At 64.7% G+C, this 24,057-nt stretch carries 10 protein-coding genes; 7 read left to right on the top strand and 3 right to left on the bottom strand.

Annotated features, from left to right (window positions below; genetic code table 11):
• Nucleotides 1-17: 17 nt before the first annotated feature.
• The 7 genes from Q0367_RS12405 (at nucleotide 18) to Q0367_RS12375 (ending at nucleotide 21,099) form a co-directional block, all read left to right on the top strand.
• Complete coding sequence (locus Q0367_RS12405; protein WP_298982565.1) at nucleotides 18-4,988, top strand: DUF2298 domain-containing protein; 4,971 nt, start codon at nucleotides 18-20, stop codon at nucleotides 4,986-4,988.
• 76 nt (nucleotides 4,989-5,064) lie between these two features.
• Complete coding sequence (locus tag Q0367_RS12400; protein WP_297641297.1) at nucleotides 5,065-7,590, top strand: DUF2298 domain-containing protein; 2,526 nt, start codon at nucleotides 5,065-5,067, stop codon at nucleotides 7,588-7,590.
• A gap of 52 nt (nucleotides 7,591-7,642) precedes the next feature.
• Entirely contained in the window at nucleotides 7,643-9,652 is a 2,010-nt protein-coding gene (locus tag Q0367_RS12395; protein WP_297641298.1) for a hypothetical protein, read from the top strand.
• 32 nt (nucleotides 9,653-9,684) lie between these two features.
• On the top strand, nucleotides 9,685-13,119 hold the full coding sequence (locus Q0367_RS12390) for a flippase activity-associated protein Agl23 (RefSeq protein ID WP_298982564.1): 3,435 nt from the start codon (nucleotides 9,685-9,687) through the stop codon (nucleotides 13,117-13,119).
• 23 nt (nucleotides 13,120-13,142) lie between these two features.
• A complete protein-coding gene (locus Q0367_RS12385; RefSeq protein WP_298982563.1) occupies nucleotides 13,143-16,835 on the top strand; it encodes a PA14 domain-containing protein in 3,693 nt (1,230 codons plus the stop codon).
• Between the two features lie 540 nt (nucleotides 16,836-17,375).
• Nucleotides 17,376-19,259, top strand: coding sequence for a hypothetical protein (locus Q0367_RS12380; protein WP_298982562.1), 1,884 nt, complete (start codon nucleotides 17,376-17,378; stop codon nucleotides 19,257-19,259).
• Between the two features lie 436 nt (nucleotides 19,260-19,695).
• Complete coding sequence (locus tag Q0367_RS12375; protein ID WP_298982561.1) at nucleotides 19,696-21,099, top strand: hypothetical protein; 1,404 nt, start codon at nucleotides 19,696-19,698, stop codon at nucleotides 21,097-21,099.
• Here the strand turns inward: Q0367_RS12375 and Q0367_RS12370 are convergent.
• The 3 genes from Q0367_RS12370 to Q0367_RS12360 all read right to left on the bottom strand — a co-directional run.
• Nucleotides 21,093-22,178 (bottom strand): hypothetical protein, encoded by a 1,086-nt coding sequence (locus Q0367_RS12370; protein ID WP_297641024.1) that lies wholly within the window; start codon nucleotides 22,176-22,178, stop codon nucleotides 21,093-21,095. The genes Q0367_RS12375 and Q0367_RS12370 overlap by 7 nt on opposite strands.
• A gap of 165 nt (nucleotides 22,179-22,343) precedes the next feature.
• Complete coding sequence (locus tag Q0367_RS12365; protein WP_297641030.1) at nucleotides 22,344-23,480, bottom strand: saccharopine dehydrogenase family protein; 1,137 nt, start codon at nucleotides 23,478-23,480, stop codon at nucleotides 22,344-22,346.
• Between the two features lie 22 nt (nucleotides 23,481-23,502).
• On the bottom strand, nucleotides 23,503-24,057 hold a 555-nt coding region (locus tag Q0367_RS12360), incomplete at its 5' end, for an ABC transporter permease (protein WP_298982560.1).

Here is a 24,057-nt window from a genome sequence, read left to right as displayed (position 1 = left end):
CGTGCGACTGGACATCGATGACCACGAATCCGCCTCACCTTGAGTTTGTCTCTGGCGCGCCGAACGCCCATGGCCGCCCCCGCTCCAATCGTCTCGTCGTTCCACTGTTGCTGGTCATTCTCATCAGCGGCTTCACGCTGCGCGTGTGGAACATCAACTTCGACCGCGGCATCGGCAGCCATCCGGACGAACGCAGCACTGCATGTTTTTATGCGACGACAATCGCGCTGCCTGCGAGCTGGGAACAGTTCTGGGATCCCAAACGCAGCCCGATGAATCCGCTGTGGGATCTTTCCCAACAGCGCCCGCGCAGCTTCACCTACGGTCACTTCCCGCTGTACGTCGGCGTGCTGATGGGCGACCTCTTTCATCATCTGGCGCCGCTGGCCGAGGCGCTCGGCGCGCCGGACGAGACGGTCAGCCTGATGCGACGCGCCGACGCCGCCTGCGACGCCATCGCCGTAGCCGGGCGGCTGACGATAGCGCTTTTCGATACGCTGACGATTTTTCTGCTCTATCTGCTGGCGGCGCGCATGGCAGGCCGCGGGGCGGGGCTGCTGGCCGCCGCCTTCTACGCGTTCACCGTGCAGGCCATCCAGCTCAGCCATTTCTTCGCCATGGACCCGGCCAGCACCACCTTCACAGTGTTGGCCGTGCTGGGCGGCGTGAGCATGGTCGCCACCCGCCGCCTAAGCGCAGCGTGGATCACCGGCCTTGGCTGTGGACTGGCGATTGCGTCGAAGTTCAGCGCGCTGCCGGTGTTGGCCGTCCCTCTCGTCGCCGCGCTGTTGATTGCCTGGCGCGAGATGCAGAACAGTCGCCTGGCAGGGCGCCCGCTCGACGGACGCGCACCCTTTATCGCCATCCTCGGCGCCGCCGTCGCCTGGCTGACGGCCTTCGTCGCCTTCTTCATCACCAGCCCCTACGCCATTCTGGACTGGGAAACCTTCAGCCGCGCCGTGTTGGTGGAGCAGGGCATGATGGTGCGCGGGGTGGCGGATTTTCCTTTCACGCGGCAATATCGCAACACGCTGCCCTACATCTACTTCATCGAGCAGCAGGTGCGTTGGGGGCTGGGCTGGCCGCTCGGCGTCGTTGCATTGCTCGGGAGCGCCTACGCGGCCTGGGAGGCGCTGCGCGCGCTCTTTGCCATGCCCAGGCTGCGCCGGGTGAACGACGCCCAGCTCGCCAATCTGGTGGTGTGGAGCTGGGTCTTCCCTTACTTCGCCATCACAGGCGCGTTTCTCGCCAAATTCAACCGCTACATGAGCCCGGTGCTGCCTTTCGTGTTGCTATGGGCGGCGTGGATGATTGCAGCGTTGTGGCGAGCGGGAGCGAAAGGCGTCGAGCAACAGCCGACGCACCCAGAGACGCAAAAAGCGCCCGTTCTCCCGTTCTCCCGCTCTCTCCTCCGTTTCATTGCCGCTGCGCTGGCGACGCTGGGCCTCATCGGCGGCCTCTTCTGGTCGCTGGCTTATGTGAACGGCGTCTACAACCGGGAGCACACCTGGATCACGGCCAGCCGCTGGATTTACGAAAACGCACCGCCCGGCTCGGTGATCCTGTGGGAATTGTGGGATGACCCGCTGCCGAAGACGATCCCCGATGAGCCGGGCATGGACATGCATTCCCGCGGCCTCATCAACATCGACTGGAGCCCCTACGAGGAGGACACCGCCGACAAATACGCTATCCTGAAGCAGAAGTTGCGCGAGGCGGACTTTGTCGTTTACAGCTCCAAGCGCATCTACGACAGCGTGGACGAGCTGCCCGAGCGCTACCCGATGACCAACCTCTACTACCAGGCGATGTGGGACGGCCGTCTCGGCTTCGAGCTGGCAAAAGAGGTGACGTCGCCGCCGCAGCTGTTCGGCTTTGTCTTCGACGACCGTCACGCCGACGAAAGTTTCAGCCTCTACGACCACCCGCAGGTCACGATCTTCCGCAAGGTGCGCGACCTCAGCGACGCCGAATTCGACGCCATCTTCGACCGCAGTTGGGAGCGAGCGATCCCCTACTATCGAGGCAAGGATTCGCCGCTCAGTCCGCTGCTAGAGTGGATGGGGTTGGGCAGCCAGCCGGGGAGCGAGCAGCGCGGGCTGCTCAATCGCATTATCGGCCTGTTGGGCGTCGAGCAATCGGCGCCGGCGCTTCCACCGCCGGACAAACGCCCGTCCCTGATGTTTGACCGACCGATCCAGGAACTGCCGCTCGTCGACAATTATCGCTGGAACGGCGTCGCCAGCGAGAGCACGCCGCTGGCCGTCGCCTGGTGGTGGGCTGTGCTGACGTTGCTCGGCTGGCTGGCGTGGCCGCTGCTGTTTGGCCTGTTGCGTCCGCTGCGCGACGCCGGCTTTTTCTTAAGCCGCACCTTTGGCTGGCTACTCGCCGGCTGGCTGCTATGGATGCTCACCTCGCTCGGGCTCCTGCGCAACACGGTGGCGTTTGCGTGGTTGTCGGTGGCGCTGTTGGCGCTCTTAGGCGGAGGGATTGCGTATCGGCGGCGCAAAGCGATGGTCGCTTTTATCCGCGCCAACTGGCCTTTGATGGCGATGGGCGAGCTTCTTTTCGCTGCAGCCTTCCTGGGCTTCGTCTGGGTGCGACTGCAGAACCCCGACCTCTGGCAGCCCTGGTTCGGCGGCGAGAAGCAGATGGAGTTCGCTTTCCTCAACGGCATCCTGCGCAGCCCGACCTTCCCGCCCGTCAACCCGCACTTTGCAGGCGGCGTGATCAATTATTACTATTTCGGCCTCTACCTGGTCGCCTATCTGATTAAGTTGACGGGCATTTACGCCGAGGTCGCCTTCAACCTGGCGATTCCGACGCTTTTTGCGTTGACGGTGGTCAACGTCTTTGCAGTGGCGTATTCGGCTGTGGAAAAAGCCTGGAAAACGGAGCCAGGGCAGTCTTTCCTGTCCTGGCGGGTTGGCCTGGGCGCGGCGTTGCTGGCGCCGCTCTACGTGACGATCCTCGGCAACCTGGATGGTTTTGCCCAGGTGGTGCGCAACCTGGCGCGGCTGAACCCATCGTCGAATTTCCAGTCGGCTTTCGGGGGGCTCTCTGAAATTGTCGCCGCAGTCGGGGGGCTGCATCTGGTGCTGAGCGGCGCCGCGCAGATGCCTCCCTATGATTTCTGGGGGCCGAGCCGCGTGATCGACGCCACAATCAACGAGTTCCCTTTCTGGAGCTTCCTTTTCGCCGATCTGCACCCCCATCTGATCGGCATTCCGCTGTCTGGGATGTTCCTGGCGCTGGCGTTGGCGCTGTTGAAGCAAGGCGCAGTTGACTGGCGACGCTCGTGGCGGAGCGGGCTGGCGCTGGCGGCGCTCTTTGCATTGCTACTAGGCGCGCTGGCCAGCGTCAACCTGTGGGAGCTGCCGACCTACTTCGGCCTGGGCGTGCTGACCTTCCTGGTCAGCCAGTTCCGCGGCCGAGGGCGCATTGACTGGCCGGCGACGCTGTTGGCCGCCGTGTTCTACGCCGGCGGCGCGTATCTAATCTTTGCACCCTTTTTCCTGAACTACGTCAACGTCGGCGCGTCGGGCGTCGGGCTGGTGAAAGCGCCCGATCCTTTGGGGAAGTGGCTGCTCATCTGGGGATTTTTCCTGTTTGTGTTGGCAAGCTGGACGTTTTATCTGGCAGGCAGGCGTCTGACCGATGAAACCCGGAGACCGCCCGAACCCTCGGACGTTGGCTCCTTGGCCTCCACACCGCAGTCGCTCTTTCTTCCCAAACCCTCTGGGGTCGAGCGCGCAGTCAATCTTTTCTTGCGACGTTTCGACTTTTTGCCACGCGCGCTCTATCTCCACAATCGGCTGGTGCGAACGCCGGGCTTTTTCTATCTGCTCTTCCTGGCGCTGATCCCTGCGAGTCTGGCGCTGGCGGTCGTCGCCTGGCTGGCGGGTTGGAGCGTGCTGGCACTTTGCCTTGCCTGGCTGGGGCTGGCGACCGCGGTGCTGTGGCGCAGCGCGCGTACAACCGACCCCGGCGCCGCCCTCGCCGCCGTGCTCACAGCGACCGGCCTGGCGATCCTGGCGGGCACACAGGTCTTCTACTTGAAGGACTTTCTCAACGGCAGCGACTATTACCGCATGAACACGCTCTTCAAATTCTTCAGCCAGGCATGGGTGATCTGGGGCGTCGCCGCCGCCATCGCCACCCCGCGGCTGCTCGATGCGCTTTTTCCGGATGGAGGGCGGAAGAGCGAGAGAGTGGGAGAAGTTGAGAGCGGGAGAGGGGAAGAAGGGGAGAAAGAGGGGACGCCATCTCCATTCTCCAGAGCTTCTCATTCTTCATACGCCAGAATACGCTCTTTCTTGCCGCGGCTTGCCTGGGCGGTTGCGTTTGGGCTGCTTTTGCTGGCCAGCCTCGCCTATCCCATCCTGGGAACGCCGGCGCGGCTCGACCAGCGCATGCCCGGTTGGCGACCGGAGGTGGGCACGCTCAACGGGTTAGACTTCATGCGGCAGGGCAGTTACTCCTGGCCGGATTTCAACAACGTGATCGAGCTGCGCTATGAGTGGGAGGCGCTGCAGTGGCTGCTGAATCACATCCAGGGCAACGCCGTGATTTTGGAGAGCGCCGAGGTGGATTATTATCGAGCGTGGGGGACGCGCATGGCGAGCAACACCGGCCTGAGCGGTCTGCGCGGGATGCACGAACAGGAGCAGCGCTACCCGGAGGACGTCGGCCGTCGCGATGGCCTGCATCGCGAGCTGTGGCAGACGCCCGACATTGCACGCACGCTGCAGCTGCTTGAGGAGCTGCACGTCGATCTGGTCTACGTCGGGCAACTGGAGCGTTATTTGCATCCCGACGGCGTGCGCAAGTTCGAGAGCATGGCCGCACAGGGGCTGCTGACGCCGTTGTTTCAAAATGAACGGGCGACGATCTACGCCGTCCCAGGCCGACTGGCGCTGCAGGCGGATGGGACGTATGTGCCGGAGGCGGCGGTGCGGGGGAGAGAGGGTGAGAGCGGGAGAGGGTGAGAGCGGGAGAGGGTGAGAGCGGGAGAGGGTGAGAGCGGGAGAGGGTGAGAGCGGGAGAGCGGGAGCGTAGAAGGGCATGGCGTTGGTTGGGCAGTTTTTTGTTGTTTATCTGGTGGTGCAGGTGATGACGGCGGCGGCGCTGCCCTTGGCGCTGCGTTTTTTTGCTGCGCTGCCGGATCGCGGCTACGCCTTCAGTCGTCTGCTCGGCGTTCTGTTGACCGGCTATTTCCTGTGGATCGCCTACAGCCTCGGCCTCTTGCGCAACGACATCGGCGGCGCGTGGCTGGCGTTGATCGCTCTGGCCGCCGTCAGTGGGGTCGTAGGCCGGCGTAGACTTGCAACGCTTCGCCTCGCTTCGCTCCCCTCCTGGCGCTATATCCTTTTCATTGAGCTGCTTTTTCTCGGCGCCTTCGCCGCATGGGCGTGGGTGCGGGCGCACGACCCGGCCGCCGATCACACCGAGCAGCCGATGGATCTGATGTTCATGCACAGCATCCGCGCCAGCCTCACCTATCCGCCGCATGACGCCTGGCTGGCGGGCTATCCGATCAGCTACTATTACTTCGGCTACTGGCTGATGAACATGGTGGGGCTGATGGCCGGACAGTCGGCGGCGGTCGCCTACAACCTGTCGCAGGCGGTCTGGTTTGGACTGCTCCTGACCGGCGCGTTCGGCGTGGGCTACAACCTGGTCGCGGCGGCCGGGCGGCGCTTCGTCGCTGCGCTGGGGGGCGGGTTGACGGCGAGCCTGCTGGTTGGCCTCTCGGCCAATTTACAGGGGCTGCTTGAATGGCTCCACGCCAACGGCGTCGATGTGTCCCGGCTGGCGGCCTGGCTGCAGGTGCGAGGCTTTCCGGAAAACGCCGAAGTGACGCGACAGTGGTTCATCAGCTACGGCTGGTGGTGGTGGCGGAGCAGCCGCGTGCTCGCCGACGTCAGCCTGCGCGGGGATCACATCGAGGTCATCGACGAGTTTCCTGCCTTCAGCTACATCCTCGGCGACAATCATCCGCACGTGGCGGCGATGCCTTTCGCCATCCTCGCCGTGGCCGCCGCGCTGGCGATTTTTCTGAGACGCAGAGAAGAGAGAAGTGAGGATGACCTCGGCTCTCGATTTTCAGTCCCGGCCTCCGACGGATTTATCGAGCGTGTGATGGAACTGAAGCGCATTTTCCCGCTGGGGTGGGGCGGCTTCCTGTTGGTGGCCGTGGTCACAGGCGCGCTGCTCTTTCTGAATACGTGGGATTACCCTCCCTACTGGCTGTTGACGACCTTTAGCATCGCGGCGGCGGCGATGCCATCGCTCTCCGCCGGGCGCGTAGAAGGGGCGGAGGCTCCCTCGCATCCGGGCCGGGCGCTCGGCCTGGCGGCGATGGCGGGCTTTGCGCTCTTTGCACTTGCTCTTTTGTTATATCTCCCCTACTTCCTGACCGCCCAGAGCCAGGCCGGAGGGCTGATTCCCAATCTCTTTCACCCCACGCGCTTCTCACAGTACGTCGCCATGTTTGCAACGGCGCTGCTGACGCTGACGGCGCTGTTGGCGTTGGGATGGGCGACGTTTCGCCCGAGTCTGAAAGTTGTACTGCTCTCTCTTGTCTTGACGATAGGCCTGCCGGCGGCGCTGCTTGCCTTGAGCGCGTGGGCGGCGACGAGCACCGAACGCGGTCGGGCCTTGGTGGGGAACGTGGCGCTGCCCGACGGCGCCGCTTCCCATTTGCCGTTTATCGTGGAGCGGTGGATAGGTCAACCCTTCACCTTTTTGATCGTCGGCGCGATGACGGCGCTGGCGCTGGCGCTGCTCTGGACCGGCGTGCATCGCTTCGCAACCATGGCGCGCGAAGAGCGGCCACTGCTCTTCGCGCTGGCGCTGGCGGCGATCGGGCTGGGATTGACCCTGACGCCGGAGATCGTTTATCTGCGCGACAACTTCGGGTGGCGCATGAACACGATCTTTAAGTTCTACTATCAGGCCTGGCTGCTTTTTGGCCTTGCCGGCGCATTTACAATTGTGACCAGCCTGACGCGTTGGCGCGGCTGGCGCATCGCACCGGCGGCGTTGAGCCTGGCTGCGCTTGCGTTGGCCCTCAGTTCAACCATCTACCTGGTCGCCGGCGCATACAGCAAGACGCAGGGATTTTCGCGCCCGCCGACGTTCGACGCCTCCGCCTATCTCGCCAGCGTGGCGCCGGCGGAATACGGCGCCGTCGAATGGGTGCGCGCCAACACGCTGCCGACGGACATCGTGGTCGAGGGCAAGGGGCGCTCCTACGCAGCGGACACCAACCGCATCAGCACGATGACGGGCAGACAGACGCTGCTGGGCTGGGACGGCCACGAGTCGCAGTGGCGTGGCCGCGCCTACGGTCGCATGGCGGCAGGGCGCCCCGAAGCGTTGCAGGCGATCTACGGCGGCGCCTCGCCGGACGAAGCGCTCCGCCTGCTGAAAGAATTTGGCGCAAGTTATCTGTACGTAGGCCCTTCAGAGCGAGCGCAATATGGTCTCTCGCCTGCCGTGGAGCGGGCCTTGTACGCGCAGCTAGAGCTCGTCTATGAAGATGGCGCGTCTCCTGATACAATGGTGCGGATTTATCGGATTCCATAGCGGGTTCGGATGGGAGCGGATTGAACGGCAGCTTCCATAAGCAGAGTTTTCGATGCGTGAAACAACTGAGCATTCTGTAGAAGTGAGCATTGTCCATCCCACAAGCGAAGAAGTGCATCGCCCGGACGGCGCAGGCGTCCCCAAGAGCGCGCCGCCCTCGGAGGAAAAGGCGGCTCCTGCGGTCGCTCAGACGGCGACCGTGGAGCATCTGCTCTATGCAGTCATTCTTGCAGCGGCGGTGTTGTTGCGCTTGATCGGGCTGGGGCGGGAGCCGCTTTCGCCCCAGGAAAGCGCGGCCGCCTGGAGCGCATGGTTGGCCGCCAATCAACAGTTCGTCGTTGGCGCGCCCGCGCCGGAGAGCGCGCTGTTGTATGGATTGCAGTCGTTGCTTTTCTGGCTGATCGGCGACGGCGACGCATTGGCGCGCGCTATTCCGGCGCTGTTCGGCGTCGCCACCGTGCTGTTGCCGTGGTTCTGGCGGCCCTGGATCGGACGGATGGCGGCGTTGGTGGTCGCGGCGCTCTTTGCCATCGATCCCTGGCTGATGGCGTTCAGTCGCCGTTCGGATGCGGCCGCATTGACGATCTTCCTTGGCCTGTTGACGTTGACTGCGCTGTGGCGGCGAAGCCATGCACCCGACGCACGGCAGGCGCTGCGCTGGGAGCGGACGGCGGCGGTGGCGGCGGCGCTTTTTTTGACCAGCGGCCCGTTGATGTGGGGAATGCTGCCGGTCCTGGCCTTTTTCATTCTGATCTACGGCGTTGATCGCTCCGGTGCAGGGGAGGAGACCCCCTCGGGCTGGCTGTTCCATCGTTCGACCTGGCTTTGGTTCGGCGTCCCGCTGGCGCTGGCGGCCACCGGGCTGACGCTGCGCTTTGAGGCGCTCTCCGCCTTGAGCGCCAGCCTGACGGCGTGGATCTTGGCCATCGCCGGCCTGGAGCGGACGAACCCCCTTGCCTGGCCGTTTGCGCGGCTGCTTCTCGATCAGCCCCTGTTGGCGGTGTTTGGCGTGCTGGGGTTGGCGTCGATCTGGGCGCAACCCGTCCTGGGCGCCCTGCGCAGGGAGCAAAGGTCGGACCCAGAGCAGCAAAGGGAATTGCAAAGGGCTTCCTGGCTTCTCCGCGGTGCAGATGAACGATTGCGTTTGCCGATCTTTCTGAGCGTCTGGGTGGCGTGGGGGCTGTTGCTCTGGTTGCTGCCGGGCAGACCGCCGGAGACGCTGCCCCTCGTTGGAATTCCGCTGGCGATTGCGGCGGCGCTGTTGATTGACCGGGCGTTTCCCCGCCCCTGGGGCGACCTCACGGGACTGGAGCTGTTTGCATTGCTTGTCATCCAGATCGTTCTGCTCGTTGCCGGTTCGATTTGGTTGGCCGCGTCGGTGAACGATCTCATCTTCAACGAGCAAATCTGGCTGAGGAGCGGCGTCCTCGTGGGGTTGATGGCGGCTGTGTGGCTGACCTTTGGTTTCTGGGCCGGCTGGCGCTCGACAGGGCGGGTTGCGTTGATTTTCTACATCGTTGTGCTGGCGGCCTTGACCGTGCGCAGCGGCTGGCAGCTAAACCACACCGCCGAATTGATGCAGCCAGATGGCTTCTGGCCTGTACACACCCATGCAGAGATGCGCTTGCTGGTGCAGGACGTGGAACGCCTGAGCAGCATCCGCCGCGGCGATCCCCATGAAATTGAGGTGCAGCTCATTTACAACCTGCGGCCCCATCCTGCGCTGGGCTGGAGCCTGCGCCACATGCGCAACCTGCACCATGTCCGCACTCTAGACGCCACCGTGTTCGACATCGTGGCCGGCGCGCAACGAATGCCGCTGGTGATTGCGCCGACCTCGCGCAACGACTCGCTGCCGCTGCCCGACCCCTACATCGGCAGCCGCTATGACGTCGAGTACACCTGGCGGCTTTCCATGTTGCCCGCCCCTCAACAGGGCGTGATCACAGACGCAAGCGCCGAGTGGCGACAGGTGCAGCGCCCACGACTGCGCTGGCTGCTCTATCGCAAGGTCGATCAGCCGCCGCCGACGGAGACGGTCACGCTGTGGGCGCCGCGATGATGGAATCGAGAGAAATTTAAGGGATAGGAACCGTGACGCAAGAGCTTGGAATGGTCGATACGCTACAAAGACAAAAGGTTCAGGCTTCGCAGATTTCTTCTTGGCTGGATCGTCCGCTTGCCTCGTGGATCGCGCTGAGTTGGGAAACGGCGATTTGGGTTGGAATGCTTGCCATCGGCGCCGTGATGCGCCTGTACGACCTCGGTGTGCGCGCCATGAGCCACGACGAGAGTCTGCACGCCCTGTACGCCTACTACCTCTACGCCCAGGGCAATTACGACCACAACCCGATGATGCATGGGCCGTTCCGTTATCATGTCACGGCGCTGACCTATTTCCTTTTCGGCGACAGCGACTTCACGGCGCGGCTTGCGCCTGCGCTCATCGGGCTGGCGCTGATCTGGATGATGTATCTGCTGCGCGGCTACCTTGGCCGCACAGGGGCGATCTTTGCGGGCCTCATGATCACGATCAGCCCCAGCCTTCTCTTCCACAGCCGTTACATCCGCGATGACATCTTCATGGCCTTCTTCACGGTGGTCTGGGTCTACGGCGCGTTTCGTTATGTGGACGCCCGGCGCCTGCGCTATCTGGTCATCATGGTAGCGGGCATGGCCTTTGGCTTCGCCACCATGGAAAACCACTTCATTCACGGCGCCATCATCGGCTCCTTTGCCGCCTTTTGGGCGCTGTGGCAGGTCGTCGGTCCGCAGCGGCTGCTGAGGATCGCCGGGCCATTGGCGCTTGGCGGCGCTGTATGGTGGGTGCTGCATGAGCTGAAGCAGGATTTCTGGGGGCTGCTCATCCTGGGAATTCTCGGCGCCGTCTCGCTGGCTGCGTTCGTCATCTCGATGCGCGGGCGCTGGCATCTGCTGCGCAACCATCCCGCCGCCGACCTTGCTGTGCTGATGTTGACGCTGGTGCTGCCCTTCCTCAGCCCCTTCATTTACGTCCTGACCGGCGGCGACCCGGTGGTCTTCACCAACGCCGTCGATTACACCACCCAGGCCATGATCATTCGCATGAGCCTGCTGGTGGGGCTTTGCGTCGTAGCCTCGGCGGCCCTCGGCGTCGCCTGGTTTCGCCGCGAGCCCGTCGCCGAAGATGGGCGTTGGCGTCCCACCTTGCAGCAGTGGGGCGCGCTGTTCGGCTTCTTCTGGTTGGTGCAGATTCTCTTCTTCACCACCTTTTTCACCAACACCGTGCAGGGGCTGGCCACCGGCGTCGTAGGCAGCCTCGGCTATTGGCTGGCGCAGCAGGGCGTCAAGCGCGGCTCGCAGCCGCTTTACTACTACGCCTTTATCGGCTGGTTGTACGAATTCCTGCCCGCTGCGCTGAGCCTCTTCGGCATGGCGACCGTCGGATACAACCTCCGACGCACGGCGGCGCAGCAGGTTGTTTGGGACCCGGTGGCGAAGGGGGACCTGCCGTCCTTCAGCAGCGTCGACGACGACGCGCCTGACTATCGCCGCCAGACGCGTTTCGTCTTTGTCCTCTTCCTCATCTGGTGGACGCTCGGCGCCTGGATCGGCTACACCGTCGCCGGCGAAAAGATGCCCTGGCTGTTGACGCACATGGCGCTGCCGATGTGCGTGCTCGGCGGCTGGTGGCTCGGCTACACAGTGCGCAGCATCGACTGGCGGGCGGCCTGGCGCGAGCGCTCCTGGTTGCTGATCTTTGTGTTCCCTGCGCTGGCAGTGCTTGGGGCTGTGCTGCTCTCCGTCACCTCGGGCGCGGCGGGCCGAGAAGCGAGCGTTTTCGGTCGCCTGCTGCAGTGGCTGTTGATTCTGGCTGCGCTGGGCGGGACGATCTTCGGCGCTGTGTACGCTGCGCTGCGCGTGGGCATCCTGCCGGCCTTGCGGCTGCTGGCGGTGGGGCTGGCTGCGGTGTTGTTTCTCTTCACCGTGCGCACCAGCTTCATGCTGACCTACATCAACTATGACATGGCTACGGAATATCTGGTCTACGCCCACGCATCGCCCGACATCAAGCGGGCGTTGTCGGAGATCGACACGATCAGCGAACGCACCGTCGGCGACCGCAACATCGTCGTCGCCTACGACAACGACAGCGCCTGGCCTCTGAGCTGGTACATGCGCCTCTATCGCAACGCCCGCTACTACGGCGACTCTCCCACCCCCGACGCCATGTCGGCGCCGGTGGTGATCGTCGGCCCGGCGAACCGCGCCAAGGTCGAACCGTACATGGCGCGCGACTACGTCAAGCGCACCTATCGTCGCATCTGGTGGCCGGAGATGGATTACTTCGACCTGACGTGGGATCGGCTGTGGGGCGCTATCGCCGACCCGGCGCAACGGCAGCGCGTCTTCGACATCGTCTTCTTCCGCAAGTACCGCGACCCGAACAATCTGTCGCAGTTCCGCGATCTTTCTAAGTGGCCTTATCAGAGCGAATTCGATATGTATGTGCGCCGCGATCTGGCCAATCAAATTTGGGACCTTGCCGTGACGCCTATCGCCGTTGAAGCTGCGCCGAACGTGCCTGTGATCGAGCCGGGGCAGGTGCGCACGGTCGCCGCACTGACGATTTATAGCGACGCCTACAACGGCCTGCCGCTCTTCGCCCCGCGCGCGGTGGCGGTGGCGCCCGGCGGCAACCGCGTGATCGCCGACACCGGCAACCATCGCATCGTCGTGCTCAACGGCAACGGCGAGTATATTCGCTCGTTCGGCAGCTTCTGCAACGTCAACGATCCGGCCAATACGCCCTGTCTTGACCCGGACGGCGACGGTCCGTTGGCGCTCGGCGACGGCCAGTTTTACGAGCCGTGGGGCGTAGCGGTCGATGAAGCCGGTCAAATCTATGTCGCCGACACCTGGAACGGCCGCATCCAGGTCTTCGACAGCGAGGGACGCTTCCTGCGCAAGTGGGGCGTCTTCGCCACGACGGGCGGCGAGCTGGGCGATCCCTACGCGCTCTTCGGCCCGCGCGGGCTGGCGATCGACCTGGACGGCAACCTGCTCGTAGCCGACACCGGCAACAAGCGCATCCTGAAATTCACGCCCAACGGCGAGCTGATCAAACAGGTGGGCGGCGGCGGCGTCATCGCCGGCCGCTTCGAGGAGCCGACCGCCGTGGCCGTCGATCCAACCGACGGCTCCGTGCTCGTCGCCGACGCCTGGAATGGCCGCATCCAGCGTCTTTCGTCGAATCTGGAGTACCTGGCCGAATTTCCGACCCCTGGCTGGGTGGGTCGCGACGTCTTCCAGAAGCCGTATTTGACCGTCACCGCCGACGGCGCGATCTATGCGACCGATCCGGCGACGGCGCTCGTGATGGTCTTCAATCGAGACGGCGCCGTGCGGGCTGCCTTCGGCGGCCCCGGCAGCGACGCCAGCCGCATCGGGCAGCCCAACGGGATCGCCGCCGATCTGGCGAACAGGCTCATCCTTGTGACGGACGGCGTCAATAACCGCGTGATGGTCTTTCCGGAGATTCAGCCGTGAGCTAACGCTCTACTGTGTTGGTTATGTCCTCAAGAACGGCGCTGCGACCTTTTTTGCTCGGAGGAGGCGCCTGTGCGCTGGCGTTTGCAGGTCAACGCATGGTGCAGGAGGGTCTGCTCGGCGAAGCCGGCCTCCTCTTTGCTGCAGGCGCACTCCTCTTCGTCGTCGCCTTCTGGGCGCATCGCTTTGACCCGCTGCGCCCCCCGGACGACTCTCTTCCCCCGCTCTCCTCTCCCCGTTCGTCTACACACCGGTGGATGGCGCGCGTCGGCGTCGGGGCGCTGATCCTCTCCGTTCTCCTGACCATCAATGCACTGCAACAGTTCTACGACTTCGAGCCGTTTGCCGTGGAGGCGTGGGGCTGGCACGGCGCTGCGCTGCTGGCGGCGCTGGCGGGCGCGCTCCTGCTCGACAGAGGGTTGCCGGCGCATTCCGATGAAAGCAGCGGGGTGCGGCGATGGCAGGAGCGGGGACGTCCTGTGCTGCTCCTGGTTGGGATTGCGGCGCTGGCCCTTGCGCTGCGCCTCTTTCGCTTCGACGATCTGCCTTTCGGCGTCTGGTACGACGAGGCGGAGCATGGGCTGCAGGCGCTGCGCATTCTGGAAAGCGAACGGTTTCGCCCTATCTTCGAGGGCGCCATCAACGGGCCGGCCCATTTTCTCTATTTGACAGCCCTTTCGTTTGAATGGTTTGGGGTCAGCGTGCAGTCGATCCGGCTGGTGAGCGTCGTTTTCGGCGTGCTGGCGGTGGTTGCGAGCTATTGGGTCGGCGCAGAACTCTTTGGACGCAGCGTCGGGCTGCTGCTGGCGCTCTTCCTGGCTGCGTCGAGTTGGGCGCTGACCTTCAGCCGCTTCGGCATGTTCGCCACCATGTCCACGCCCCTCTTCACGCTGCTGACCGCCGCCTTTGTCCTGCGCGGGCTGCGCACGCAGCGCCTGCTCGACTACGCGCTGGCCGGGCTTTGGCTGGGCCTGGGACTCTGTTTTTACACTTCGTTTCGGCTTTTTGTCCCCGCCGTCTATCTGTTGCTGGTGCATTGGGCGCTTTACGAACGCCTTGCGCGCCGTCGCTGGCCTTCGCGCAACTTCTGGATCGGCGTTGGGCTGTTGACCTTGATCGCCGCGCTCGTGGCTGCGCCGGTGGGGCTTTACGCCTACAAGCATCCCGACATCTTCTGGGCGCGCGTTGAAAAGACCTTTATCTTCGCCGACAAAAGCGAGGCGGAGCGCTGGCCGGCGCTGTGGGCGAACGTGCGCCGCCATCTGCTCATGTTCAATGTCTTCGGCGATCCCAACGGACGGCACAATCTCCCCGGCAATCCGATGCTGGATGCAGTGACCGCGCCGTTGTTGGTGGTGGGCGCCGCCTATGCGTTGCGCCGGATGGCGCAGCCGGCCTATCTGTTCCTGCTGCTGTGGATGCTCTTCGGGTTGATGGGAGGCGCGCTCTCGCTCGATTTCGAGGCGCCGCAGTCGTTGCGCGCCAACGCCGCGTTGCCGGTCGCCTATATCCTCGCTGCGCTTCCCCTGGCGACGCTGAGTCGCGCCTGGATGCTGGCAGCCGGGCGTTATTACCCTCACGCGTTGCGGGCGCCTGCGCTTCTGTTGGCGATCGCCGTCATCGGTCTGAACGCCTACACCTATTTCGTGCGCCAGGCCAACGACTTTGCGGTCTGGAACGCCTATTCCACGCCGGAGACGCTGACCGCCCGCCTGCTCGCCCACCTCGACCCCGACACAGATGCCTATGTGACCTCCTTTTTCCGCGGGCACCCGACGATCAAATTCGTGGCGCGCAATGCTCGGCCCTACCAGGAGCTGAACACGCTCGACCAGTTCCCCCTCGATTTTGCGCCGGACCGCAGCGCGCTGCTGATCCTCAACGCCGACAGCCGCAGCCTCTACGACGAGGCAAGGCGGCTCTATCCGCAGGCGCAGTTTGAGGAAAGCCTCCCGCCGGTGAAGGGGCCGCCCGTCCTCTTCACGGCGCGGCTCTCGCCGGAGGACATCGCCTCCATCCGCGGCCTCACCGCCCGTTACTTCGCCAACGACGCCTGGGAGGGTGAACCGGCGTTGGTCCGCCGCGAGGCGCAGATCGCCGCCGATTGGTCGCAAGAGACGCCGCTGCTCGTTCCCTTCTCGGTGGAGTGGGAGGGCTTCTTACATGCAAAAAACTACGGTCAGTATGAGTTCTACCTGGAAGCGCCCGCCGTCGCCGCGCTGCGCATCGGCGAACGCGTGATTGCAGAAGGCGCAGGCGCGCTCTCTGGAGCCATCGTGCTGGCGGAGGGCGTCCATGCGCTGCGCGTCAACGTCGTGGGCGCGCCGGGCCGCGTGACGCTCGGTTGGCGCACGCCGGACGGGGTCGTTTCCGTCATTCCGCCGACTGTGTTTTACAGTGAGCCGCGACTGGGCCATGGGCTGCTAGGGCGCTACTTCGCCAACGGCGACTGGACGCCGCCCGAAGTCCTGAGTCGCATCGACGCCCGCTTCGACCGCTATATCCACGTCGTGCCGCTGCCGAGGCCGTACACGGTCGAATGGACGGGCAAGGTGGCGGCGCCAGTCGAAGGCCTCTATCGCTTTGGGCTGGAGTCGATCGATGAATCGATGCTCTGGATCGACGGGACGTTGGTCGTCGAGGCGCAACGGCCCAATACCTATGCGGAAGGCGAGATTGCGCTGTCGCACGGGCTGCACGATATCCGCATCCGCTTCGCCGACCGCACGTCGCACACGCACATTAACGTCTACTGGCAGCCGCCCGGCCGCGAACGCCAGATCCTTCCGATGGAAGCGCTCTACCCGCCGCAGGAAAGCTACGCCCGCATCGCCCTGCCTTCGCTGGATGCACTGACCTCGTTCCTGCTGGCGGAGCAGCCGCAGCCGGACGCCTTTCCCGCCGAGGAGCCGAGGCTGCAGGGCGTCGCCCGCGTGGTCGCCGACGGCCTGCTCGTCCCACGCGGGGTCGCCGCAGCCGAGGACGGAGCAATCTACGTGGCGGAGAGCGGCGGAGGCCGGATTTCCGTCTTCGAGCCCGACGGCGCATTGCGCGGCGTCATCGATGGCGGCCCGGAGCGCCTGCGCGAGCCGGCCGACGTCGCCATCTTCGACAATCGCCTCTTTGTCAGCGACGTCGGCGTCGGGCGACTGCGCAGCTTCACCCTCGACGGACAGCCGTTGGAGTTCGCCGCCAACCTTGACCCAACGATCGCCGACCGTGTGCGGGGGCTTGGCGCAACGTCGGACGGGCGCGTGCTGGTCGCCAACACGCCGAACAACCGCGTCGTCGTTCTCGACGTAAGCGGCGAGCCGATGGCGCAGGTGGTCGTCTGGCCCGGCGAGGACGCGCAGCCGGTCGACGCGGCGATGGGGGCCGATGGTCGGCTCTTCGTCGTGGACGGCCAGGGACATCGTCTGATCCGCTATTCTCCAGACGGCCGGCGGGAGCGCGCCTGGCCGCTGGCCGTCGCCAACACGGTGGATGGCCCGCATTTGGCCGTCGATAGGGAAGGTCGGCTCCTTCTCACCGAGCCGGAGAACGGACGCATCCTGCTGCGCGATCCGGAAGGAGAGCCGCTCGGCGCATGGAGCCTTGCCGAGCTACTGGGGCGCCCCGTGAAACCGGTCGGCGTTGCGGTGGACGCCAGCGGCGTTATCTGGGTGGTGGACAGCAGCGGCGGAATGTTGATTGCGCTCGAGGGGGAGCTGCCATAGGAGGGCGGCTCCCCTTCTCCCCCTCTCCCGGCATTGGGAGAGGGGGTAGGGGTGAGGGCCTAGCGGCTGAGGTCTGTTGGGGGTGGGCGGCTGCGAGCCGCCCCTACGGTGAATCCCATTTGCGAGGTTTGCGGCGTCTCTACCCCCTCTCCCGGCATTGGGAGAGGGGGTAGGGATGAGGGCCTGCTGCGCTTTCTGCATTCTCTATGACCTTGCGGTCTATCGAGGACGTGCGGCTGGGAGCCGCACCTACGATGCTCCTTTCTCCCCCTCTCCCAATGCTGGGAGAGGGGGCCAGGGGGGGGTGAGGGCCTGCTGCTGTGTAACTTCTATCAAGTAGTTAGATTACAGATTCATGCCTACATCGTCGATTTTAATGGCGCTGTTATTATATCGAACATGATGAGACCGATGCCGTCACATCTTCGGACAGCAAGGGCTCGGCGCGGGACAGCAAGAGCCTGGCGTGAGAGAAGTGAAGAGCGAAACCGGAGGCTCCTTGCCCTTCTCCTCTTCTCATTTCTCTTTCTTCTCTCCCCTATGCTGGCTACGGCGTGTGAGGCTCGTCTTTCGCCCGCTGCGGCTCAATCTGCACCGCCGCTTCGGTGGGAGCCGGTTCACGACGGCCTGCGACCTCATGCGCCCGTCGCCTCGATTGCTTTCGACCCCCATCAGCCCCGCCGCATAGCGATTGGACTGTACGTGCCGACCGGTCTGCTGTTCAGCGAGGACGGGGGTGAAGAGTGGCGCAAAGACCATAGCCTTGCCGAAGCGGCGCATGCGGTTCATTTTGACCAGATTCTATCCGGCGTTCTCTGGGTGGCCGGCGCGCATGGCGTCTGGCGGGTGGAGCTGCACAGCGAAGGGTGGCGCCGGCGGGCGGCGATCGGCTGGCCCGCCGACCACGCCGCCTTTACGGTGACCCAGTCGCCTGAAGGAATTCGCTACGCAGCGGGCGTCTCTCGCTGGGGTGAAGCGCCGACGATCCGGCGCAGTCTCGACGGCGAAAGCTGGCAGCCCCTTACATCATTGCCTACGCCGGCCGATAGCGCCGCGCTCACCCTCGCCGCCGTGGATGGGCGTCTCTTCGCCGGAACCGACGGCTTTGGCCTCTATGTGAGCGACGGCGTCATCGCCGACGACGATTTCTCCTGGCGCCTCGTCGAAGAAATTGGCGAAACGCATGTCGCCGGCCTCTGGGCGTCTCCCGATGGCGCGCTGCTGTTGGCGCGCACGCGCAAAGGGTTGTTTCGCTCCGTGGACGTCGGCGCAACCTGGCGAAGGGTCGATCCGCCGCTGGAGGGCCGACCGGACGCCCTCGCAACCGCGCCGGACGGGAGCCTGTATCTCGGCATGGGCGGCGGCGAGATTTTACGCAGCGACGACGCCGGCGCAAGCTGGCGCCTCTGGTCGGCGCTCGACCGCGACGGCCTCTTTTATGCGCTGGCGATCGATCCTCTGAACGCCGATCGCATCCTCGCCGGAACGCAGCACGGCCTGTATTCCAGCCGTGACGCCGGGCGTACATGGCGGCCGGTGGAAAACGTCGGCGAACGTCGCGGATTGACCCTGCTTGAAGCGGGCGGCGCGTTCTTTTTGGGCGCCGAAGATGGAGTCTATCGCTGGGAAGAAACAACGCGCCGCTGGCGGCGCGTCGGCGAAGGGCTGCCTCTGCGCCAGGTGCGGGCGCTGGCGGCGTCGCCGGCGAATCCTTCCATCCTTTTTGCGGGAACCGACGCCGGCCTCTATCGTTCGCTCGACGCCGGCGCAAGCTGGCGGCTCGTCGGCTGGCCGCAGAACGGCGTCAACGGGCTGCTTTTCGACCCGGACGCTCCGAACCGTCTTGATGTGCATATCGCCTTTGAGCGTGTCTACAGCACGGAGGAGGCGCTCGGCGACGCTCCGACCTGGGACGCGCGTTGGGAAGGCATGCCGATCAGCGCCGAGGTGCTGGCGCTGGCGATGGAGCCGGGCAATCCTCGGCGGCTCTATGCAGGCGCAGCGCGAGGGCTGTACATCAGCGACGACCGCGCTGAACGCTGGCGCAGCGTCCCTGCGCTGGCGGGGCGCAGCCTTTTCACCGTTGTCGTCGATCCGGCGCAGCCACAGCGCGTGTACGTCGGCGCCACCGACGGCCTTTATCGCAGCGAAGATCGGGGCGAAACCTGGGAGCGCATTGGGCTGCAAGACGTCACGGTGACGGCGCTGGCCTGGAGCGCACGCCAGCCGCACCTGCTCTACGCCGGGACGAAATACCAGGGCCTGTGGCGCAGCCTGGATGACGGTCGCACCTGGGAGCGGGCGCCTTTCGATGAGGCTGCGCAGGACGAGTCGGTCAACGCCTTGCTCCTCTCCGCCGACGGTCGTTGGCTTTACGCTGCGACGACGCACGGCGTCTGGCGCGCCGGCCTTTTGCGGGAATGAGAGGACGCGGATTTGTACGGATATGACGGATTTGCACGGAGATGTCTGAAGCTCCAGAGGATTGGGTCGAATTAATTAGGGGACGCGGATTGGCACGGGTATGACGGATTTTCACGGGTTTGGGCCGTTGCATCTATATCGACTCGCTGTCGGCTCTTTGAGGGGCTGGGGTTGCAGGCCTGGTCTGCGCTTGTCAGACAGTCGCCGATCCTCTGCTCTCCCGCTCTCCCGCTCTCATCCTCTCCCGCTCTCCCGCTCTCATCCTCTCCCGCTCTCCCGCTCTCATCCTCTCTCACTCTCCCGCTCTCTTCCTCTCTCGCTCTCCCGCTCTCGTCCTCTCCTGCTCTTCATCTCCACCCTCCTCAGCGCGCTGCTGTTCGCTCTGCTCGTCGGCATGCACCAGGCCGAACGCAAGTCGTTGCGCGTTGGCGTGCACATGATTCGTCCCGACGCCGACGTGCTGACGCAAGCGGCGGAGCTGGGCGTAGACACGGTCGTGCTCCTCTTCCCCTGGCGCGAGGTCGAGCCGACGCAAGGCTATTTCTTCTGGCAAATGGCGGACGAGGCTGTGGCGGGCGCAGCCCATTACGGATTAGAGTTGCTCGTGCGCCTCGACCAGCCGCCGGAGTGGGCGCTGAGAGAGGCGGCGAACGTCGGCGAGCCGCCTGTGGACGTCGCCGCCTATGAGCGCTTCGTGCGCAGCGTCGCCGCCCGCTATCGAGGCAAGGTCGCCGGCTACATTATCTGGAATGAACCGAACCTGGCGCTGGAATGGAACGACCGCCCGCCGGACCCGGCCGGCTACGCAGCGCTGTTGCAGGCCGGGCGCCGGGGCGTCAAGGCGGGCGACCCGGCGGCGAAGGTGATCAGCGCAGGGCTTGCGCCCACCAACACCAACGACGCCCGGGCGATGGATGACCGCCGTTTTCTAGAGGAGATGTATCGTCATGGCGCAGGCCGTTTTTTCGATGTGCTCGCTGCGCACGCCTACGGCTTCGGTCGTCCGCCTGAGGCGCCGTTTTCAGAGGTCAATAGGGCCGGGGACGGACTGGATGGCCTGGTCTTCCAGCGCCTCGTCGCCCTGCGCGCCATTATGGAGCGCAACGGCGACGCGCGCAAGCCGGTCTACATCACCGAGATGGGCTGGACGGTGGAGGCGGTGGCGCATTCGGCCTGGCAGGAGGTGACGCCCGCGCAACAGGCCGATTATCTCATCCGGGCGCTTGACCTGGCCGAGGCGCGCTGGCCTTGGTTGGAGCTGGCGGCGATCTGGAACCTCGGTGGGGAGACGCATCCAGAATGGGGCGGTTACAGCTTGCTGACGCCGGAGGGCGAGCCGCGTCCGGTCTATCACGCGCTGCAAGAACGCCTTGCCGGACGCCGCCCCCCTGCCGCGCATCCGCGTTTTGCCTCGCCGCAGCGCGTGCAGATCGTGGCGGAGGATGTCGTCATCCACCTCGGCGACAAAGACCTGCCCGATCCGTGGGTTCCGCTGTATCGAGGCTTGCGCCGCAGCCCGCGCTGGGAGGGCGTCTTTTACCTGGACGATCCCGGTTCGAGGGAATGGCGATTGTCCCTGCGCATCATGCAAAGCAACTTCTGGTCGAACCGTATCTGGATCAACGGCCATCCCCTGCCGGCGCCGATGCCCATCGAAGATTTTAGCCGCACGTGGGTGATGCATTCATGGCGCGTGCCTGCCGAATTCTTGCAGCCTGGCCTGAACCGCATCGTCGTCGCCATCGCTCATGCGCCGCCGCTGATCCAGGACCGTCGCTTCACTTACGACGACATCCAGTTCACGGATGTCCAGATCGCGCCTGCGTCCCTCGATCAGTAGCGCAGAATCAACGCAATGCGCTGGTGCTCGGCGAGCTGACCGTTTTCGACGAAGACCACCCGCCCCTGTTTGGCCAGCACCGTTTCAATGATCTCATCTACGGCGTCGTCGATAACGCCGGGCGCCTCCGGGTCTTCCGCCGGAGAAAGAATCATTCCGCTCTCATCTACGACGGCCGGATAGTGGAAATCCTCTTCGACCAGAAGGAGACGGCCGCGACCCTCCTGCGCCAGCCGCCACACCTCGCCGATCGTCGAGACGTACTTCTGCTCACCGACGGCTTTGTCCAGCTCCTCCAGGACCTTCCGGCGCTCTTCGGCCAGCGCCTCTTTCACCGCTGGCCAGACGAGCTTGCCGAGCTCATGCGCCGAGGTCTTGTCATGGCTGCCCTGCACCCTGGCGATGATGGCGTCCTTGTGGCTGGAGACTTCGTCGAAGAAGGCCAGATACCGATCCACGCCCACGACCGCCAGGGGCAGCGGGTCGCCGTTCATGAAGGGCTTGAGCGCCTCATCGACCTTGCGGAAGAACTGGCGATGCGCCTCGTCGCGGATGTGCGAACGTTTGACGCCGAACCCGCCGGGCAGCGGCGCTTCGCCCCCTGGCCCTTCGTGCACCATCGGAAAGCCGCCGCCCTGAATTTCGAGCAGGTCATCGCGCGTCGCCTCGAACAGCCGCGTCGGCTTCTCACTGAGCACGAGCACCCAATAGCGCGGGGTGCGGTTCATGGCGAAGACCAGATCGCGCGTGAAAAAGGTTTCGTCGATCACCACTCGCTCTTTCAGCGTGAACGGCAGCGTGATCGAGCGCGCAAAATCTCGATGGACGAAGAGCGCCAGCCCATCGAGCGCGTGCCGAAAATCGACGCTTGAGGCCAGATGTTCAAGCCGCCCCAGGATCGGCTCCACCTCGCGCCTGCTGAACTCGCTCAGCAGACGCTCGGTCGCCTGCTTGACCAGGTTGCGCAGCCGGATCGGGTCCTGCTTGTTCTCCGGCGAGGTGCGATGCGTCGGCATGGTGATGGTGACGGCGGGGTAGCCTGAAATTTGCTGCAACAACGAGATGTCCTGACGGTTCATGGAAGGCTCCTATGCTGAATTTGATTTTGTTCTTTACGGAGGATTTTGCGGAAAAAGATAAATAGAATGCAAAATCGCCGGCCGTTGGGGCGGCTTGTCAGGCCAATATGACTTCGTTTCTGCAGGTGCTCCGGGATGGCGTGTGACCTGCTGGCGCGCAAGGATTTACAACAATTCTTTCTGCTCTTGTAATCGAATTCCACGCGCCGCCAAATCGCTCAGCACAGCCTTGCAACAGCCGGGCGTCTGCCCTACGAACTCCGGCGGGCAGACGCCGGTGCGACAAAACGCACCGCTCGCCACCAGGCGGACGACGGCGGTGCAGGTGTAGCCGGTCGTGCGCGCCATGGAGGTGACGCCGGCGACGTCGTCGTAGCGGTCGAAGAGGTCGTAGATGTAGCGCACGCCGCGCCCGGCCTCGACGCCTTCAACCATCACCTGCATCACGGTCAGATCGCGTTCGCCGGGCTGCAATCGCCACTGTTTGAAGAGCAGCTTCGCCGTGAGCTGGATCGGCGCCACGCGCGCATCTCCTATCTCGAGCGGCTCCTTGCACAGAAAGCCACTCTTGCGCAGGGCAGCCATCAGGTTGGCGTGGCCGGGGTAGCGCAGCGTCTTCTCTTTCATGAAGGGAATCTGCATCGTGCGCATCAGCGTGCGCAAGCCGTCGGTGTTGAACGCCTCCAGAGTCCCGATGGGGGGAAAGTCGCGCAGCTCTACATCGGAGAGCGCCGGCCGCACCACTTCGCGACCCCATTCGACGAGGCGCGCCGGACGCGTGTACTCCTCGAGCACGTCGAGCGGAGAAAAGACCGCCTTGTATTCGAAGGGCCAGCGACGCACCTCCGGCAGCCCGCCGACGTAGCACTCGTAGCGCTCGATGCGCTCCAGCCGCCGCGTCAGGTCGCCCAGCAGAAGGTTGCTCAGGCCGGGCGCCACGCCGCAATCGACCACGGCGGTGACGCCTCGCTGCCGCGCCAGGTCGTCGAGCAGAAAGGGGTCTTCGGCGAAGAAGGATATATCGACGACGTCTTTGCCGGCGGCGATCACTTTCTGGAGCGTGGAGAAGCCCATGAAGCCCGGCACGGCGCACACCACCAGATCGGCGTCGGCCAGCAGTTTGGAGAAATCCTCGAGCGCGTTCAGGTCGACGACGCACCCTCGCACCTTCGCTTCGCTCTCGAGTCGTTGCACTGCACCGGGATCGCGGTCGACGACGGTCACGTGAAAATCAGGCGTCTGCGCCAGGTCTTTGACGATCGCTCCTCCCACCAGTCCGCCGCCTAGCACGCTGATCTGCATCGCACACCGTTCTTTCTCTGCGCTAGCTGCGCCGCGTCAGGCTGGCGTAGCCCCACGCCAGCGCCAGCACAATGGAGCCGTAGACCATCTGCTGGATGGCCTGGCCTACGTTGAGGAAGGTCAACAACGAGTTCAACACGCTGAGGATCAGCGCGCCGAGAATCGTGCCGCTGTAGCCGCCCATGCCGCCGAAGATCGAGGTGCCGCCGATCACGGCGGCGGCCACCGAAGGCAGCAAAAACGCGCCGGCCAACTGCAGGTCGACGGCGCCGGTGCGCCCCGCCAGCAGGATGCCCGCAATCGCCGAGAGGACGCCGGAGAGCATGTAGGCGCTGAGGCGCACCTGCCAGACGCGCACGCCCGCCAGCCGCGCCGCCGTCTCGTTGTCGCCGATGGCGTAGATCAGCCTGCCCCAGCCGGAGCGGCGCAACAGCCAGATCAGTGCAATGGCGACGCCGCCCCACACCAGCACGCTGTAGGGGACGCTGCCCATCCACGAGCCGCCCCCCAGCAGCCGGATGAAGGGCGCCACCTGCGTCGAGCCGGCCAGCACCGTCTGCGTCCAGGCCGTGAAGAG

Source organism: uncultured Caldilinea sp. (assembly GCF_937128415.1).
GTDB lineage: Bacteria > Chloroflexota > Anaerolineae > Caldilineales > Caldilineaceae > Caldilinea.
Note: the sequence above shows the minus strand (reverse complement) of the source record. Positions and strands in the feature narration are given on the sequence as shown.